The sequence below is a fragment of the Saccharothrix sp. ALI-22-I genome, from assembly GCF_001984175.1.
Lineage (GTDB): Bacteria > Actinomycetota > Actinomycetes > Mycobacteriales > Pseudonocardiaceae > Actinosynnema.
The window spans coordinates 846,197-864,454 of record NZ_MTQP01000069.1 but is presented as its reverse complement, the minus strand read 5'-3'; the positions used below and the strand labels follow the sequence as shown (position 1 = coordinate 864,454).

At 71.2% G+C, this 18,258-nt stretch carries 14 protein-coding genes; 8 read left to right on the top strand and 6 right to left on the bottom strand.

What is annotated here, in order from left to right:
• Positions 1-5: 5 nt before the first annotated feature.
• On the top strand, positions 6-1,919 hold the full coding sequence (locus ALI22I_RS46010; protein ID WP_077011814.1) for an ATP-binding protein: 1,914 nt from the start codon (positions 6-8) through the stop codon (positions 1,917-1,919).
• Positions 1,920-1,921: 2 nt separating this feature from the next.
• Complete coding sequence (locus tag ALI22I_RS46005; protein ID WP_077012120.1) at positions 1,922-3,079, top strand: acyl-CoA dehydrogenase family protein; 1,158 nt, start codon at positions 1,922-1,924, stop codon at positions 3,077-3,079.
• Position 3,080: 1 nt separating this feature from the next.
• Here ALI22I_RS46005 and ALI22I_RS46000 read toward each other — a convergent pair whose 3' ends face one another.
• Entirely contained in the window at positions 3,081-4,043 is a 963-nt protein-coding gene (locus ALI22I_RS46000) for a helix-turn-helix domain-containing protein (RefSeq protein WP_077011813.1), read from the bottom strand.
• 505 nt (positions 4,044-4,548) lie between these two features.
• On the opposite strand from ALI22I_RS46000, the gene ALI22I_RS45995 reads away from it, so the two are divergent.
• Positions 4,549-5,676, top strand: a complete 1,128-nt coding sequence (locus ALI22I_RS45995) for a S8 family peptidase (RefSeq protein ID WP_077011812.1) — start codon at positions 4,549-4,551, stop codon at positions 5,674-5,676.
• Here the strand turns inward: ALI22I_RS45995 and ALI22I_RS45990 are convergent.
• The gene (locus tag ALI22I_RS45990; RefSeq protein ID WP_077011811.1) at positions 5,655-6,146 is read right to left on the bottom strand and encodes a GNAT family N-acetyltransferase; all 492 of its coding nucleotides are present in this window, start codon (positions 6,144-6,146) and stop codon (positions 5,655-5,657) included. The genes ALI22I_RS45995 and ALI22I_RS45990 overlap by 22 nt on opposite strands.
• 231 nt (positions 6,147-6,377) lie before the next feature.
• Between ALI22I_RS45990 and ALI22I_RS45985 the strand changes: the two genes are divergently transcribed.
• Entirely contained in the window at positions 6,378-7,565 is a 1,188-nt protein-coding gene (locus tag ALI22I_RS45985) for a S8 family peptidase (protein ID WP_077011810.1), read from the top strand.
• A 69-nt stretch (positions 7,566-7,634) separates the two neighbouring features.
• Here ALI22I_RS45985 and ALI22I_RS45980 read toward each other — a convergent pair whose 3' ends face one another.
• Complete coding sequence (locus ALI22I_RS45980) at positions 7,635-8,315, bottom strand: peptidylprolyl isomerase (protein ID WP_077011809.1); 681 nt, start codon at positions 8,313-8,315, stop codon at positions 7,635-7,637.
• Positions 8,316-8,598: 283 nt separating this feature from the next.
• Between ALI22I_RS45980 and aspS the strand changes: the two genes are divergently transcribed.
• The 4 genes from aspS to ALI22I_RS54335 all read left to right on the top strand — a co-directional run bounded on the left by aspS (position 8,599) and on the right by ALI22I_RS54335 (position 13,127).
• Positions 8,599-10,419: an aspartate--tRNA ligase gene (gene aspS / locus ALI22I_RS45975; RefSeq protein ID WP_077011808.1), complete on the top strand. Its 1,821-nt coding sequence runs from the start codon at positions 8,599-8,601 to the stop codon at positions 10,417-10,419.
• Between the two features lie 3 nt (positions 10,420-10,422).
• Positions 10,423-11,364 (top strand): DUF389 domain-containing protein, encoded by a 942-nt coding sequence (locus ALI22I_RS45970; RefSeq protein WP_077011807.1) that lies wholly within the window; start codon positions 10,423-10,425, stop codon positions 11,362-11,364.
• A 112-nt stretch (positions 11,365-11,476) separates the two neighbouring features.
• Entirely contained in the window at positions 11,477-12,676 is a 1,200-nt protein-coding gene (locus tag ALI22I_RS45965; protein WP_077011806.1) for a hypothetical protein, read from the top strand.
• A 217-nt stretch (positions 12,677-12,893) separates the two neighbouring features.
• Positions 12,894-13,127, top strand: coding sequence for a hypothetical protein (locus ALI22I_RS54335; protein WP_238598910.1), 234 nt, complete (start codon positions 12,894-12,896; stop codon positions 13,125-13,127).
• A gap of 175 nt (positions 13,128-13,302) precedes the next feature.
• Here the strand turns inward: ALI22I_RS54335 and ALI22I_RS45955 are convergent, their stop codons facing one another.
• From ALI22I_RS45955 to ALI22I_RS45945, 3 genes are read right to left on the bottom strand one after another with little or no spacing between them, the layout of a single operon-like run.
• Complete coding sequence (locus ALI22I_RS45955) at positions 13,303-15,126, bottom strand: ArnT family glycosyltransferase (RefSeq protein WP_077011804.1); 1,824 nt, start codon at positions 15,124-15,126, stop codon at positions 13,303-13,305.
• A gap of 32 nt (positions 15,127-15,158) precedes the next feature.
• A complete protein-coding gene (locus ALI22I_RS45950; RefSeq protein ID WP_077011803.1) occupies positions 15,159-16,373 on the bottom strand; it encodes a bifunctional glycosyltransferase family 2/GtrA family protein in 1,215 nt (404 codons plus the stop codon).
• Between the two features lie 38 nt (positions 16,374-16,411).
• Positions 16,412-18,208, bottom strand: coding sequence for an ArnT family glycosyltransferase (locus ALI22I_RS45945; protein ID WP_077011802.1), 1,797 nt, complete (start codon positions 18,206-18,208; stop codon positions 16,412-16,414).
• Between the last annotated feature and the right edge of the window lie 50 nt (positions 18,209-18,258).

Below are 18,258 nucleotides of genomic sequence, written 5' to 3'. Positions count from 1 at the left end.
ACGCGATGATCCGCAAGCTGTTGATCGCCAACCGGGGCGAGATCGCGCGTCGGGTGATCCGGACGTGCCGGGAGGTCGGGGTCTCGCCGGTGGCGGTGTTCTCCGACCCCGACGAGCACGCGCCGCACGTCCGGGAGGCCGACGCGGCGGTGCGGCTGCCGGGGGACGCGCCGAGCGGGACCTACCTGCGTGGTGACGCGTTGGTGGCGGCGGCGCTCGCGGCCGGTGCGGATGCGGTGCACCCGGGCTACGGGTTCCTGTCCGAGAACGCCTCCTTCGCGCGTGCCGTGCAGGCCGCCGGGTTGACGTGGGTCGGGCCGGACCCGGAGGTCATCGATGCGATGGGCTCCAAGGTCGCGGCCAAGAAGCGGATGGCCGCCGCCGGCGTGCCGGTGCTGCCGGAATTTGACCCGGAGTCGGCCCGGGAGTTCCCGCTGCTGGTCAAGGCATCCGCGGGTGGCGGTGGCCGGGGGATGCGGGTGGTGCGGTCCGCGGCCGAGTTGGCCGGGCAGGTCGCGGCGGCCCGTCGCGAGGCCGAGTCGGCGTTCGGCGACGGCACGGTGTTCTGCGAGCCGTTGCTGGAGCACGCACGGCACGTCGAGGTGCAGGTCCTGGCCGACGCGCACGGCACGGTGTGGGCGTTGGGGGAGCGGGAGTGCTCCATCCAGCGCCGGCACCAGAAGATCATCGAGGAGACGCCCAGCCCGGCCGTCACGCCGCAGGCGCGTGCGCGGCTGTTCGACGCGGCGACCAAGGCCGCCGAGGCGATCGGGTACGTCGGGGCCGGCACGGTGGAGTTCCTGTTCACCGACGACGGCTCGTTCCACTTCCTGGAGGTCAACACCCGGCTCCAGGTCGAGCACCCGGTCACCGAGGAGGTGTTCGGCGTCGACCTGGTGGCCTGGCAGCTCGCGATCGCCGAAGGCGCGCGGCTCCACGGGGAACCGCCGACACCGAACGGCCACGCGATCGAAGCCCGGCTGTACGCCGAAGACCCGGCGCACGACTGGCGGCCGGCGAGCGGCACCGTGCACCGGTTCGCCGTGCCGGACGGGGTGCGCGTGGACAGCGGTGTGGAGGACGGCACCGAAGTCGGGGTGCACTACGACCCCATGCTGGCCAAGGTCATCGCGTGGGCGCCGACCCGGCACGCGGCGATCCGCAAGCTCGCCGCCGCGCTGGAGCGCACCGAACTGCACGGTCTGGTCACCAACCGGGACCTGCTGGTGCGCACGCTGCGGCACCCGGAGTTCGGCGCGGGCAACACCCACACCGGGTTCCTCGACGAACACGCGCTGACAACCCCGCCCGACGCAGACGTGCGGCCCGCCGCGTTGGCCGCCGCGCTCGCGTTGGCCGAACGCCGCCGCGGCTCACTCCCACTGGCCTCCCTCCCGCTGGGCTGGCGGAACCTCCCGTCCCAGCCGCAGAAGACCGTGTTCGAGCACGGCGGCGACACGGTGGAGGTCGACTACCGCCACACCCGCGCGGGCGTGGAGACGAGCCTGGACCTGACGGTCGTGGCGGCGTCGCCGACAGAGGTGACGGTGGAGCGGGGCGGGGTGCGCACCACGTTCCCGGTCGCGGTGTACGGAGACCGGGTGGAGGTGGGCGCGGTGTCGCTCAAGCTCCGGCCGCGGTTCCCGGAGCCTGCGGCCAAGGTCGCCGAGGGCGCCACCGTCGCACCGATGCCCGGCACCGTGGTCCGGGTCGCGGTCGAGCCGGGGCAGCGCGTGGAGCCGAGGGCGGAACTGTTCGTGCTGGAAGCGATGAAGATGGAGCACCGGGTGCCGTCGGCGGCCGGCGGCACGGTGGTGGAAGTGCTCGTGCAGGCGGGTCAGCAGGTGGATGCGGGCGATGTGCTCGCGGTAGTAGCCGAAGACCCGCTTGCGGGGTCGAGTGAAGGGGCTGCGGTGTGATGATCAACTTCACCGAGAGTGAGGAGCGGCGGGCGCTGCGCAAGGCCGTCGCCGACATGGCCCGCAAGTACGGCCACGAGTACTTCACCGCCAAGGCGCGGGCGGGGGAGAAGACCGACGAGCTGTGGGCCGAGGCGGGCAAGCTGGGCTACCTCGGCGTGGCCGTGCCCGAGGAGTACGGCGGTGGTGGCGGTGGGATCGGTGACCTGGCCGCCGTGTGCGAGGAGTTGGCGACGGCCGGCTGCCCGTTATTGCTGACCGTCGTCTCGCCCGCCATCTGCGCCACGGTGATCGCCCGCTTCGGCACCGACGAGCAGAAGCAGCGGTGGCTGCCGGGGTTCGCCGACGGCACCACCAAGATGGGGTTCGCCATCACCGAGCCGGACGCGGGCTCCAACTCGCACAAGCTCACCACCGCCATCCACCGCGACGGCGACGAGTGGGTCCTCAACGGCGGCAAGTACTACATCTCCGGTGTGGACGAAGTCGAGGCCGTTCTTGTGGTGGCCCGGCATGTCGACGCGACGGGCCAACGGCTGCTGCCGTCGTTGATGATCGTGCCGACGAACGCGCCCGGCTTCACCTACCGGCACATCCCGATGGAAGTGCTGTCGCCGGAGAAGCAGTTCACCTGCTTCTTCGACGACGTGCGCCTGCCACTGGACGCGCTGGTCGGCACCGAGGACGCGGGCCTGGCCCAGCTGTTCGCCGGACTCAACCCGGAGCGGATCATGGCGGCGTCCTTCGCCACCGGCATGGCCCGCCGCGCACTCGACCTGGCGGCCGAGTACGCCCGCACCAGGACCGTCTGGGATACGCCGATCGGCGCGCACCAAGGCCTCGCGCACCCGTTGGCGCAGTGCGCGATCCAGGTCGAGTTGGCGAGGCTGATGACCCAGAAAGCCGCGGCTCTCTACGACGCTGGGGAGGACCGGGCTGCCGGGGAAGCGGCCAACATGGCCAAGTACGCGGCGGGGGAGGCGGTGGCGGCGGCGGTGGACCAGGCCATCCAGGTGCACGGTGGCAACGGGCTGTCGTCCGAGTACGGACTGGGCGCCATGCTGGCCGCGTCCCGGTTGTCCCGAATCGCCCCGGTCAGCCGGGAAATGATCCTGAACTACGTGGCGCAGCACACGTTGAAGTTGCCGCGCTCCTATTGAATCAGGTCCATTCCCAGCGCAGGCCGACCACGCCGGGACCGAAGTCGAGCGCGACCGCGTACGCGTAGCCCCAAGTGTCCACCGGGGTCTCGCGTACGTCGGTTGGTTCTCCACCGGTCAAACCGGTCGTGAATTGTTCACAACGCGCGGGTCGGCACCGCGAGTCGTAGCGGACCTCCAGGACGTACTCGCGAACGGGGTGGCGGAAGCGCCGCGAGTGCGTGTTGTCGAACGTGGGGTGGTGCGGTGCCACGTGGATCAGCTCGTACTCGACGGCGGTCCGCTCACCTCGGCGCAACGGGCGGTCGAGCAGCAGTTCGGCGACCATCAATCCGTTGCGCGGGTCGGCGGAAACCCTCCCCAGTCTGCACGAGCGCAGCGTGCCGATGACCGGCAGCGGGTCACCGGGCAGCCGGGTGTCGTAGCCCAGCAGCACCCGGTCCACGCCCGACCGCTCGGCGCGCAGCACCTGCCGCGACCGCACCCGGCGGGTGCTGCCGTCCATCGCCAGCTCCACCTGGTCGCGCAGGCTGAGCCGGGTGAGGTCCTGGTCGGTGCTGGTGTCGACGTCGGCCAGCAGCTCCGCGATGGTCGCGTAGTCGTTCTCGCCGACCCAGCCCTCCGGGCCGGACACGCGTGACCGGGGACGGGCCTTGCCTCGGGGCCGGGGCGGTCCGAGCAGCGTGCTGAGCCCGCCGGGGCCGACGTCCAGGATCTCCTCCAGGTGGCTGACAGCGGTGAGCGAATCCGGTCGCTCGGGTCGCCGCCTGCCCGACTGCCAGTAGCTCAGCGCGGCGATGCTGACCGCCACGCCCCGCCCTCGCAGCTTGTGCTGGATGCGTTCCAGGCTGAGCCCTTTCGCTCGGATCGCCGCACGCAATGCGTCCGCGAAGGGGTCGGACCCCGCGTCGATCCGTCGGGGATCGCGTACCCGCGATTCCGGTCCGACGACTGGCGTAGGCATCTTCGCTCCGTTCTCCGGTGGACAAGGCGAGCGACGTTATCGCGCGAAATCACCAGGACGGTACAGCCGATCGGGTTTCCCGGCGTGAATTTAACCGAATCGGACGGCAAATCCTGCGGGCTGTGGAATGTTTGAATTCTCATCAACAGCAGTGGTGTGAAGAGTCGGCTACCACACGATCACCGCACCACGCTGGGACATCTGGTCCCTTTCCGGTAGTCGAAGCAGCCCATAGGCTCAAGGCGGTCAGTGACGTGGAACACATCTACCGCCGAAGCGGGCGTCATCGCTTCTCGTTTCGACGGCCCCGGCGAAAGCATTTATCCACAGCGTTGAATCACTTCTCAATCACGTTGTCGCGGGCGGGCGGGCCGGTGCCCCTGGCGGGTGGTTCCCCGAACCGACTGCTCCGTCCGGCGCCCACGGCCCGACCGGAGTTCGGCACACTGGCAACCCCGGCGCGTGATCCGCGCCCGGGTTCCCTTCCCCTGCAAAGGAAAGCCGTATGCGCAAGCTCTTACCGGGCCTCGCCGCCACCGCCCTGACCGTCACCCTGCTCGCCGCGCCCGCCCACGCCGAGGGCGCCGTCCTGCACGCGGGCTCGCCCACCGCCGTGCCCGGCAGCTACATCGTCAAGCTCAAGGACCTCACCACAGCCGGTGCCGTCGAAAGCCGGCTCCAAGGTCAGGTGACGCGGAGATTCGCCGCGTTCGGCGGCTTCACCGCGTCGCTCACCCCGCAGCAGGCCCGCCGGCTCGCCGCCGACCCGGCCGTCGAGTACGTCGAGCAGGACCAGGTCGTGCACGCCAACGCCAGCCAGCCCAACGCGCCCTGGGGCCTGGACCGGATCGACCAGCGCGCCCTGCCGCTGAGCACCACCTACAACTACACCTCCCTCGGCACCGGCGTCACCGCGTACGTGATCGACACCGGCATCCGGACCACGCACACCCAGTTCAGCGGACGTGCCGTCCACGGCTACGACGCCGTCGACAACGACTCCGTCGCCCAGGACGACAACGGGCACGGCACCCACGTCGCCGGCATCATCGCCGGCACCACGTACGGCGTGGCCAAGGGCGTGCGGGTGGTCGGGGTGCGCGTGCTCAACGGCTCCGGCAGCGGCACCACCTCCGGTGTCATCGCGGGCGTGGACTGGGTGCGGGTGAACGCGCGCCGTCCCGCCGTGGCCAACTTCAGCCTCGGCGGCTCGGCGTCCGTCGCGCTGGACGACGCGGTGCGCCGGTTGATCGCCGCGGGCATCACCGCGTCGGTCACCGCCGGCGGCAGCAACGGCAGCGTCGCCAACGTCTCGCCGGCTCGGGTCGTCGAGGCCGTCACCTCCGGCGCGACCACCCAGACCGACGCCAGGGCGTCGTTCTCCAACTACGGCACCGGCGTGGACCTGTACGCGCCGGGCGTCGGCATCACCTCGGCGTGGCACACCAGTGACACCGCCACCAACACGCTCAGCGGCACGTCCATGGCGACCGGCTTCGTCAGCGGCGTCGCCGTCCGGTACCTCCAGAACAACACCACGGCCACCCCGGCCCAGGTGCACGCCGAGCTCCTGCGCGAGGCGACACCACTGCCGTGGGGCGGAGGGCTCCTCTACTGGTCGCCGACCCGGTGAACTGAACCGGTGACGTGCTGGTCGGCGAGGTGAGTCGACGGGGCGAGGTGGTGGCGCATCACCAGCTCGCCCTCGTCCACCTCGCCGGTGTCGGCGAAACCGAACGCCGCGTACAGGCCGCGGGCCACCGCGTTGCCCGGCACGACGCTCAGCACCAGCTCGGTACGGCCCTCGGCACGTGCCACGTCGGCGATCGCGGCCAGGCCCTTGCGGCCGAGCCCGCGGCCCTGGGCGCGCCGGTCGATCATGAACCGGACGATGTGCAGCTCGTCGGGTCTGTCCCGTTCGAGGAGGGTGAAGCCCACCAGCTCCGCTCCGCTGAACAGGGCAAGCGGCTGCAACTTCGGGCGGTGGATCCAGGCGTCCGCGATCGACTTGAGGTTCGTCGCGACGAACGTCCGCTGGTCTTCGTGGACCTCCAGGCCGATCACGGCCCGGTAGTTGTCCGCGGTCACGGGTTCCAAACGCATGTCCGGACCGTAGCGCCGCCGTGACACCACCGCTCCCGGATTTTGGGAACCCCCTGGTCGGACCGATTGTTCACGCTCAGGGATAACTGGCAATTGTTCACCCTTCCGAGGGAACCCATCGGTTGCCTACGTTTGTGACTGTCAGCGAGGGCAAGGTGGCCCAATGTCACCCCCGAGCCCTGCAAAGCTCCTCGGGGTGAGTCGAGCCACCGTTCGAAGAACGGAATCCGCATGCGACAGTCACGACAGGCCCGGTTCCTGGCCGGGGTCGGGGCGACGGCGCTCGCCGTCACCGCGACCTCCCTGTTGGCCGCCCCTGCCCAGGCCGCCGAGGGCGAGATCCTCGCCGCCGACGCCGTGCAGAAGGTCCAGAACCACTTCATCGTCAAGCTCAAGGACGGCTCGACCGCGTCCGCGCAGAGCCTGGCGGGCCAGTACGGCGGTCAGGTCGACACCGTGTTCCGCAGCGCGCTCAACGGCTTCTCCGTGTCGCTGCCCGAGGCGGCGGCCAAGCGTCTCGCGGCCAACCCGGCCGTCGAGTACGTCGAGCAGGACCAGGTCTTCACCATCCAGGCGACGCAGACCAACCCGCCGTCCTGGGGCCTCAACCGGATCGACCAGCGCAACCTGCCGCTGGACACGGCCTACAGCTACACCTCGACCGGCTCGGGCGTGAACGTCTACGTCATCGACACCGGCCTGCGGGTCAGCCACAGCACGTTCGGCGGCCGGGCCCGCAACGGCTACGACGCGGTCCAGAACGACAGCGTCGCGCAGGACGGCAACGGCCACGGCACGCACGTCGCGGGCACCATCGCGGGCAGCCAGTACGGCGTCGCCAAGGGCGCGACGGTGTACGGCGTGCGCGTGCTCAACGACGCCGGCAGCGGCACCACCGCCGACGTCATCGAGGGCATCGACTGGGTGACGAACAACCACGTCAAGCCGGCCGTGGCGAACATGAGCCTCGGCGGCGGCGCCTCCTCCACGATCGACGCGGCAGTGCGCCGTTCGATCGCGGCGGGCGTCACCTACGCCATCGCGGCGGGCAACAGCAACGCCAACGCGTCCGGCTACTCGCCGGCCCGCGTGACCGAGGCCATCACCGTCGGTGCGACCACCAGCACCGACGCCCGTGCCAGCTACTCGAACTTCGGCACGGTGCTGGACATCTTCGCGCCGGGCTCGTCGATCACCTCGGCGTGGATCACCAGCGACACCTCCACCAACACCATCAGCGGCACCTCGATGGCGACCCCGCACGTCGCCGGTGCCGCCGCCCGCTACCTCCAGGGCAACCGCAGCGCGACCCCGTCCCAGGTGGCGAGCTACCTGGTCGGCCAGTCGACCGCGAGCAAGGTGACCAGCCCGGGCACCGGTTCCCCGAACCGCCTGCTCTACCTGGCGCCCACCGCCTGATCCACGACCGAACGAACTGGGGCCGTCCTCTCACGAGGGCGGCCCCAGCCGCGTCAGGCCCCGGTCGCGTCAGGCGGGCTGCACCACCAGGAACTCCAGCGACGTGGCCGGCTCACCGTCGCCCCCGGCTTGTTCGGTGCCGGGCACGACACCGCCCGCGACGACCTTGTCGACGACCTCCATGCCGAGGGTGACCCGGCCGAGCACCGGGAAGTCGGGGCCGATCACCGGACTGTCCTGGTAGACGATGAAGAACTGGCTGCCGTTGGTGCCGGGGCCCGCGTTGGCCATCGCGACCACACCGCGCCGGTAGTCCCCGGTCCTCGCCGTCGGGTCGTCGTAGACGTATCCCGGTCCGCCGGCGCCGGTGCCCGTCGGGTCGCCGCACTGGAGCACCCAAAGCTCCTCCACGGTGAGCCGGTGGCACGACGAGGTGTTGTAGAGCTGCTTCGTGATCAGGTGGCGAAAGCTGTGCACCGCGCACGGCGCGCTCGCGGCGTCGAGCTCCACGTCGAAGCGGCCCCGGTTGGTGTCGAAGCGGATCGTCACGGTGCCGCGGGCGGGGACCGGACCCTCGTCGGGTGGGGTCATCCGGCGCATCGGTTCGTCGTTGATCAGCGGGTACTGGCAGTCGACGGTCGGGATCGGCTCCGCCGGCGGTGTGGAGCCCGCCACCGGGCGGCCGGGGACCGCCGTGGTGCACGCGGTCGTCAGGAGGATCAAGGCACTCACGAGCAGGCGTCTGGCCACCGGGTGATCGTAGAACCTCTCCCACCTGCGGATTAAAGGTTTGCTCAACGATCGTTCAGCACCGGCTGGGCACACTGGGTTCCGCGGCGGTCCGACAGGGAGCCCTGATCGGTAGAGCAGGGGGAAGGGCACCCCTGGGGGCGGACCGCCGCGCTCGGACGCGGAGGAAACACGGAGGGGAAACCTGGTGGCGCCACCCACCAGGTCGTTGGCTAGCCTTGACGACCAGTAGTCAGTTGAGCTAGCCCCCAGTTTTCGAGCCAACCCGAGGAGAGCAGTACCCGTGATGCGCACGCACCAGGCCGGGACGCTCCGCGCCGAGCACGCCGGGCAGTCCGTCACCCTGACCGGGTGGGTGGCCCGCACGCGCGATCACGGCGGCGTGATCTTCATCGACTTCCGGGACGCCTCCGGCGTGGCGCAGGTCGTCTTCCGCGAGGGCGAGATGGCCGAGCGGGCGCACAAGCTGCGCTCCGAGTTCGTGGTCAAGGTCGTCGGTGAGGTCGCCCGCCGCCCCGAGGGCAGCGAGAACCCCGACCTGCCCACCGGGGCCATCGAGGTCTACGCCTCCGAGCTGGAAGTGCTCAACGAGGCCGCGCCGCTGCCGTTCCAGCTCGACGAGCACCTCCAGGTCGGCGAGGAGGCGCGGCTGCGCCACCGCTACCTGGACCTGCGCCGCAGCGGCCCGGCCAAGGCCATGCGGCTGCGCAGCGAGGCCAACCGGATCGCCCGCGAGGTTCTGCACGCGGAGGACTTCGTCGAGGTCGAGACCCCGACCCTGACCCGCTCCACCCCCGAGGGCGCGCGCGACTTCCTGGTGCCGGCCCGGCTGCGCCCCGGCTCCTGGTACGCCCTGCCGCAGTCGCCGCAGCTGTTCAAGCAGCTGCTGATGGTCGGCGGCCTGGAGCGGTACTACCAGATCGCCCGCTGCTACCGGGACGAGGACTTCCGCGCCGACCGGCAGCCCGAGTTCACCCAGCTCGACATCGAGATGAGCTTCGTCGACCAGGACGACGTGATCGCCCTGTCCGAGAAGATCCTGGCGAGCCTGTGGAAGGACCTGGCGGGCTACGAGATCGCCACGCCGATCCGCCGGATGACCTACGCCGAGGCGATGGCCAAGTACGGCACGGACAAGCCTGACCTGCGCTTCGGCCTGGAGCTCACCGAGCTGACCGAGTACTTCAAGGACACGCCGTTCCGGGTGTTCCAGGCGGCGTACGTGGGCGCGGTCGTCATGCCAGGCGGCGCGTCGCAGCCTCGCCGCACGCTCGACGCGTGGCAGGACTGGGCCAAGCAGCGCGGCGCCCGCGGTCTGGCGTACGTGCTGGTCAACGAGGACGGCACGCTCGGTGGCCCGGTCGCCAAGAACCTCTCCGACGCCGAGCGCGACGGCCTGGCCAAGGCCGTCGGCGCCAACCCCGGTGACTGCGTGTTCTTCGGCGCGGGCGAGCCGGACGGCGCGCGGGCCCTGCTCGGTGCGGCCCGGGTGGAGATCGCGTCCCGGATCGGCCTGATCGAAGAGGGCTCCTGGTCGTTCGTGTGGGTCGTGGACGCGCCGATGTTCGAGGCCGTGGACAAGATCGGCGACGACATCGCGGTCGGCAGCGGCCAGTGGACCGCGCTGCACCACGCGTTCACCTCGCCGAACTCCGAGTGGATCGACAAGTTCGGCACAGACCCGGGCAACGCGCTGGCCTACGCCTACGACATCGTCTGCAACGGCAACGAGATCGGCGGCGGGTCCATCCGTATCCACCGCGCCGACGTCCAGCAGCGCGTTTTCGAGATCATGGGCATCGGCGCGGAGGAGGCGCAGGAGAAGTTCGGCTTCCTGCTCGACGCGTTCAAGTACGGCGCGCCGCCGCACGGCGGCATCGCGTTCGGCTGGGACCGGATCACCATGCTGCTCGGCGGGTTCGACTCGATCCGCGAGGTCATCGCGTTCCCGAAGAGCGGCGGCGGCTACGACCCGCTGACCGCGGCGCCCGCGCCGATCACCCCGCAGCAGCGCAAGGAGGCGGGCGTCGACTTCAAGCCCGCTCCCGAGAAGACCGCGCACGAGAAGACCGCGCCCGAGAAGACCAGCACCGAGAAGCAGTAACCAGTGCTGCACCTGCGGGCCATCTGCCCGGTCGAGCACACCGATGAAGTGTTGGTGGCGCTGAAGCAGCACCCCGGCGTCACGCACGTCGTGCTGCTGCGCGGCGCGGCGATCGAGCCCGCGGGTGACTTGGTGGAAGCCGACGTCGCCAGGGAGGCCACCGATGTGGTGGTGGCCTCCCTGTGCGCATTGGGCGTCGACCGCAACGGCGGCGTCACGCTGGAGCAGATCGACACCGCCCTGTCCGACGCCGCCGACCGCGCCGAGGAGGCCGCGCCCGGTGAAGGCGCGGACGCGGTGGTGTGGGAGGAGCTGCTGTCCCGCACCGGCGAGGAGTCCCGGCTCAACGTCACGTTCCTGTCGTTCCTGATCATCGCGTGCCTGCTCGCGGCGGTCGGCGTGGTGACGAACTCGCCGATCACCATCGTCGGCGCGATGGTCGTCGGGCCGGAGTTCGGCCCGCTCGCCGCGATCGCGGCCGGCATGGTGCTGCGGCGCTGGGACCTGGTGCGCAGGGCCGCGGCGGCGCTCGCGGTCGGGTTCCCGCTGGCCATGGCGATCACCGCGGTGGCCGCGTTCGCGGGCTCGTTCACCGACCTGTTCAGCCGGGACATGGTGCTCGCCGCGCACGAGGTCGACTTCGTGTTCCAGGTCGGGCCGTTCTCGTTGATCGTGGCGCTGCTCGCGGGCGCGGCCGGGATGCTGTCGATGACGTCCGCGAAGTCCGCGGCGCTCGTCGGGGTGTTCATTTCGGTCACCACCGTGCCCGCCGCAGGCTACGCCGCGGTGGCCGCGGTTCTCGGTGAGTGGGACATATGCCTCCAGTCGATTGCGCAGTTGGCGGTGAACCTGGTCGGCATCGTGGCGGCGGCGACGCTGGTACTGGGGCTGCGCACGCGTCGCGGCCGCGCCCGTGAGCTGGGACGACCCCTCACGAGCGGCTGACCGGGTGCCGATTTCGACAAACACTGGAACCCTCCGGGGCGTGAGCATTACCGTCACGGTGCCCGGACGGGTTCTGTCAGATCGGTGGCCACCGGGAGTAGGGTCGGAGGGGATGAGCGTGGAGATCACCGCCGGCCCGCAGGACATCGACGACGCTGCCCCTTCCGAGCTGGACGCGGCGGTGGCGGCGGCCGAGTCCGTGTTGAGCAGCAGGTTCGGCGCACCGGTTCGACTGGCCGACCCCGAGGACCTCGGGGGAGCGGGCCGGTCGGTGGTCGCCCGCGTCCGGGTGGCGCACACCCCGTTCTCGCTGCCCCGCACGCTGGTGGTCAAGCGCTACCCGTCGCCGGTGAACGACCGCGACCCGTTCGCGCACGAGGTGGTGAGCCACAAGCTGCTCACCGCGCTGCCGTCGGAGGAACGCCTCACGCCCGAGCTGGTGGCGCAGGACAACGCCAAGCGGCTCGTGGTGCTCGAAGACCTGGGCAAGGCCCCTCGGCTGGCGGAGAAGCTGCTGGGCTCCGACGCGCGTGCTGCCGAACGGGGGCTGCTGTCCTGGGCGCACGCCATGGGACGGCTGCACGCGACGACCGCCGGGCGTGACGCCGATTTCGACGCGTTGATGCGCCGCCAGGGCAGCCAGTGCTGCGCCGATCCGATCGTGGTGGACGTGCACACGGCGTTGGCCGGGATGCCGGCGTTACTGTTCGAATCGTTGGAAGTCGACACACCGGACGCGGTGCGGGCGTACGCCGAACAGGCCGTGCGAGGGTTCGTCACCTCCCGCCGGCGCGCGTTCAGCCCGTCCACGTCCTGCCCGGACAACCACCTGGTGACCAGCAAGGGCGTCCGGTTCCTCGACTTCGAGGGCGGCTGCGTGCGGGACATCGTGTTCGACGCGGCGTGCCTGCGGGTGCCGTTCCCGTCGTGCTGGTGCGCCTACGGGCTGCCCGCCGGCATGTCGGAGGCGATGGTCGCGGCGTGGCGGGCCGAGGTGTCGTCGGTGTGGCCGGACCTGGACGACGACTCGGTGTTCCTGCCCCGGCTGCTGGAGTCGCAGCTGATGTGGGTGTGGCTGGGCACGTGGCGCGGGCTGCCCGGGTTGGACTCGGCGCTGCCGTCCGGGCACCGCCCGCTGGACTCGCCGCCGCGCCTGGTGGTGCTGCTCTCGCGGTGGGTGCGGCTGCGGTCCGACGCGCTGGCGTCGGGCGCCAAGCACATCGCGGCGCACGCCGAGGACGTCATCACGGCGCTGGTGTCGCGGTACGGGGCGAAGGCCGCGGAACTGCCGCTGTACCCGGCATTCCGGTAGCGTTCCGCTGTTCGTCCCCGGCGCGTCACGTGGCTGCGCGATGGTTTCGGTGTGGCCAAGCCGGTGCACAGTCTGGTGGTCCTGGGCGACTCGACGACGGTGGGCGTGGGCGATCCCGTGCCCGGTGGGTGGCGGGGCGTCGGTCCGCTGCTCGCGGCGGCCTTCCCGGACGCGCGGTACCTGAACGGTCTCGTTCACCGGGGCGCGGGTGGCGTCGGTGCGGCACGCGCAGCTGCCGAAGGCGCTGCCGGTGCGGCCGGACGCGGCCGTGCTGCTGGTGGGGATGAACGACACGTTGCGGTCCGACTTCGACGCGCGGCAGCTGCACCTGGACCTGGACGCGATCGTGGGCGCGTTGGTGTCGGTGGGTTCGGTCGTCGTCACGGGTGCCGCTGGTGTGCACGGGCGGGTTGAAGGTGACGCCTCTGCACCGTGGGCTGGTTGGTGGTGAAGGGGATTCCGTGGCTGTGGCGCCGAGGTCGCGATCTGGTCCCTTACGCCGCAACGATTGTGTACTGCTCGTGGGCGGGTCACCCGGAACCACCCCGCTACGTCATCCGCCCGATCGCGACCGAGGCGGTGGCCGCGCAGTTGAGCGCAACGACCACCGCCTCTTCCGGGGAGTGCTAGTCGAGCTCGTACACCGTCGATTCACCGATCGTGGTGGCCTCGTAGTTCGCGGCGACCCACTCGGTGATCTCGCTGTTGCCGCCGCGCCCGCCGCCCATGCCGGTACCGCCCGTGACGAAGTAGCCGACCCGGCCGTCCGCCACGTACTGCTTGAACTCCTCCAGCGTCGGCGCAGGGTCACCGCCGCTCCAGCCGCCGATCCCGATCACGGCCTTGCCCGAGGCCAGTGACAGGCTCGCCGCGCTCTGCGCGCTCACCGTCGCCGCCGCCCAGGTGCCGGTGGTGTTCTTGAGCAGGTCGATCAGCTCCGCGGAGGTCTGGCCCGCCGGATCGCCGCCCATGCCGCCGCCCATCTGGCTGGTGTAGCCGGCCGGGCCGGACATCGGGATGGAACCGCCGTGCGGAGTGGCGGCGGTGGCCACGCCGAAGGCGGCGGTGGAGAACACGGCGGTGATCAGGGCCAGCGCGGCGACCCGGCGTGCGCCCATCACGATCGCGGTGGCCACCAGCACGGTCACCGCCGCGACGGTCCAGCGGATCGCGGGCATCCAGTCACCGAACCGCTGGAGCAGGGCGAAGCTCCAGAAGCCGGCGGCGGCGACCATCAGCGCGAGAGCCACGCGCACCTGGACGTTCTTGCGGCCACGCCACATCTCCCGGCCGGAGATGGCGACGAGCGCGGCGATGCCCGGCGCGACGGCGACCGTGTAGTACGGGTGGGTGATACCGCTCATGAAGCTGAACACGATCCCGTTGCCCAGCACCCAGAGGCCCCACATCACCAGGGCCGCGCGGGTCCGGTCGGTGCGCGGCAGGCGGCGGGTGAACCACAGCCCGGCCACCATGCCGATGAGCGCCGCCGGCAGCAGCCACGAGATCTCGGCGCCCATGCTCGCCCCGAACAGCCGCCCGATGCCGGTGGCGCCGCCGAAGCCGAGGTTGGCGTTGTTGCCACCGGCCACGACACCGACACCGCCGCCACCTCCGCCGCCGCCGAAGATCCGGCCGAGGCCGTTGTAGCCGATGGCCAGTTCCCAGAGGGAGTCGTTCGACGAACCGCCGATGTACGGGCGGGAGTCCGTCGGCCACAGCGCCACCAGGGCGATGAACCAACCGGCGGAGACGACCAGTGCGAGTCCCGCGCCGAGCAGGTGCGCGAACCGCTTGAGCAGCGAGGCGGGCGCGGCGAGCAGGTAGACGGCGGTGAACGCGGGCAGCACCAGCAGCGCCTGCCCCATCTTGGCCAGGAACGCGAACCCGATGGCCACGCCCGCCAACGCCAGCCACCAGCCGGACGCCTTATCCAGCGCCCGCACCGTGCAGTAGGCGCCGGCCACCATCAGCAGCACCAGCAACGCGTCGGGGAGGTTGAACCGGAACATCAGCACGGCGACCGGCGTCACCGCGAGAGCCGCGCCGGCCATCAACCCGGCCGCCGCGCCGGAGGTGCGCTTCACCGTGGCGTACAACAACCACACGGCCAGCACGCCCTCGATGGCCTGTGGCGCCAGCACGGCCCAGCTGGAGAACCCGAAGATCCGGGCGAACAGCCCGCTCACCCACAAGGCGGCGGGCGGCTTGTCCACGGTGATCACGCCGCCGGCGTCCGACGCGCCGAACAGCCACGCGGTCCAGCTCTGCGACCCGGCCTGGGTGGCGGCGGCGTAGTAGCTGTTGCCCCAGCCGGAGTCGGTGAGGTTCCACAGGTAGAGGGCCGCGGTGCCGGCCAGCAGCACGACCAGCGCGGGCGTGGTCCAGTTCCGGCCCGGCCGGGCCGCGGCCGGGGCGGTGGCGGGTGCCGTCAGGGTGGCGGTGGTCATGGAAGAGGTCCCTGGAGTCGAGGTTGGCGTGGTCATCCGGTGGCCTCCACGGCGCGGCGGGGGCGGAAGACCCAGTTGCGCAGCAACAGGAAGCGCAGCACGGTGGCCAGGAGGTTGGCGCCGACGACCGCGGCCAGTTCGGCCGGGCCGCCGGGTTCGGAGAACAGGTGCAGCAGTGCCAGTGAGCCGCTGGTCAGCGCCAGGCCCAGGCCGAAGACGATCAGGCCCTCGAACTGGTGCCGCCCCGCGCCCCGCCGACCGCGCACCCCGAAGGTGAACCGGCGGTTGGCCGCGGTGTTCGCGATCGCGGTCACCAGCAGGGCCACCAGGTTCGCGCCCTGCGCCCCCAACCCGCCGCGCAACAGCACGAACAGCAGCAGGTAGGCCAACGTGCTGATCACCCCGACCGCGGCGAAGCGGACGAGCTGCTTGAACAACCCCGCGGGCACACCCGGCGTTTCCGGCTCCAACGGTTCTCTCCCCAGCTGGGCGCGGAGTTCGCCGACGGGGATGCGCCCGGTCACCAGACCGCGCCCCACCCGTGCGACGCCTTTCAGATCGGCCACGGCGGTGGACACGATGTCCACCCGGCTGTCCGGGTCGTCCACCCAGTCCACCGGCACTTCGTGGATGCGTGCGCCGGCACGTTCGGCGAGCACCAGCAGTTCGGTGTCGAAGAACCAGCCGGTGTCCTCGACGTGCGGCAGCAACCGGCGGGCCACGTCGGCCCGGATCGCCTTGAACCCGCACTGCGCGTCGGTGAACCGGGTGGCGAGCGTGCCGCGCAGGATCAGGTTGTAGCAGCGGGAGATGAACTCGCGCTTCGGGCCGCGCACCACCCGCGCACCGCGCGCGAGTCTGCTGCCGATGGCCAGGTCGGAGTGCCCGGAGGTCAGCGACGCCACGAGCGGTGCGAGGGCGGCCAGGTCGGTGGACAGGTCCACGTCCATGTACGCCAGCACGGCCGCGTCCGACGCGGTCCACACCGCCTTCAGCGCCCGGCCCCGCCCCTTCTCCTCCAGGTGCACGGCGGTCACGTTGGGCAGCTCGCGGGCCAACTCGTCGGCGACGGCACGCGTCCCGTCGGTGCTCGCGTTGTTCGCGATGGTGATCCGGAACGTGTAGGGGAACGTCCGGGTCAGGTCGGCGTGCAGCTTGCGCACGCAGGGCGCGAGGTCGCGCTCCTCGTTGTACACCGGCACCACCACGTCGAGCACGGTGGTCGTCGTGAGCGTCGCGAAGGTCATGAGCTCACCCTCGGGCGCTTGGCTGGGTGGCTCGTGTGTCATGGCTGTACGTCCGCTGTGAGATCGTAAACGGCCACGCCGTCCACCTCCGTCACCGTGAACGTCTCCGCGACCCATTCGGCGATCCGCTGCGCGGCGTCGCTGCCGGTCTCGGCCGGCATCCCCGCGCCGCCGAGGAAGTAGTGCATCCGTCCATTTCGGACCAATTCCTGGAACTCCTCCAGCGTGGGCGCGGGATCGGTGCCGTTGAACCCGCCGACGGCCATCACCGGCTCACCGCTGCCGAGCTGGTACCCGGCCGCGTTGTTCGACCCGACGGCCGCCGCCGCCCAGGTGAACCCGTCGTTGTCCCGCAACAGCTCCACCAGTTCCGCGCCGGGTGTGGGCGCGCTCAGCAGGCCACCCATCCCGCCCATGCCACCGACGTTGGCCGTCCCACCGCCGGGGCCCATGAGGACCAGCCCACCGCCGGGGCGGTTGGCCCGCGCGGGCCCGGCGCTGGGAATCGCGCCGGAGTGCGGTGTCGCGGCGGTGGCCACGGAGTACGCGCCCGGCCCGAGCAGGGCGGCGACGAGCGCGATCGGCACGACCACGACGGCGGGCGCGACCGTGGACAGGAACAGCCCGACCGCGGCCGGCAGACCGAGGATCAGCACGACGGCGGCCAGCGCGGTCGACCAGTCCAACAGCAGCAGGTAGCACTGCAGCGCCGTCACGGCCAACGCGCCGGACAGCGCCGCCGCCGCGGCCGGTTCCCGGCGTCTGCGCCACAACGCGACCGCGCCGATGCCGATCAACGCCCCGATCGCCGGGGCCAACGCCACCGTGTAGTAGGCGTGGATGATGCCGTTCATGAAGCTGAACACCAGGGCGGTCACCACGAGCCAGCCGCCCCACAGCGCGATCCCGACCCGTTCGCCCTTGCGCCCGGCCCACCACCCGGCGGCCAGCAGCACCAGCGCGGTCGGCAGCAGCCAGGCGATCTGACTGCCCATCTCGCTGCCCAGCAGCCGGGCCCACCCGGTGGAACCCCACCCGCGTCCGCCGCCGACGCTGCCGACCTCCTCACCGGTCAGCCGGCCGAGCCCGTTGTAGCCGAGCGCCAACTCCAGCACGCTGTTGGACTGCGATCCGCCGATGTAGGGCCGTGAGCCGGCGGGCACCAACTCCACCGCCAGCACCCACCAGCCACCGGCGACGATCATCGCGCCCAGCGCCGCGCCCAGGTGCCACACCTTGCGCAACACCGCGGCGGGCGCGGACACCAGGTACACCAGCCCGAACGCGGGCAGCACCAGGAACGCCTGGAGCATCTTCGCCAGGAACGCGAAACCGACCGCCACCCCCGCGAGTACCAGCCACCGCACCGAGGCCTTCTCGGTGGCCCGGACCGTGCAGTAGGCGCCCGCCACGAGCAGCAGCACCATCAGCGCGTCCGGGTTGTTGAACCGGAACATCAGCACCGCGACCGGCGTCAACGCCAGCACGGCGCCCGCGATCAGACCGGCGGCCTCACCGGCCGTCCGGCGCACCGTGGCGTACAGCAGCCACACACTGGCCACGCCCATGAGCGCCTGTGGCACCAGGATGCTCCAGGCGTTGACCCCGAACAGTCGGGCGGACAACCCCATGACCCAGGTCGCCGCGGGTGTCTTGTCGACGGTGATGGCGCCCGCCGAGTCGGTCGCGCCGAAGAACCACGCGTGCCAGCTCTCGGCACCGGCCTGGGCGGCGGCGGAGTAGTAGGCGTTGGCCCAACCGGAGTCGCCCAACCGCCAGAGGTACAACACCGCCGTCCCGGCCAACAACAGCAACAGTGGTAGTCGCGCTCGCATGGGGTCGAGCCTGTCGGCGGACCCTGGGCGGTCCTTGTGCCCTGCCTGTG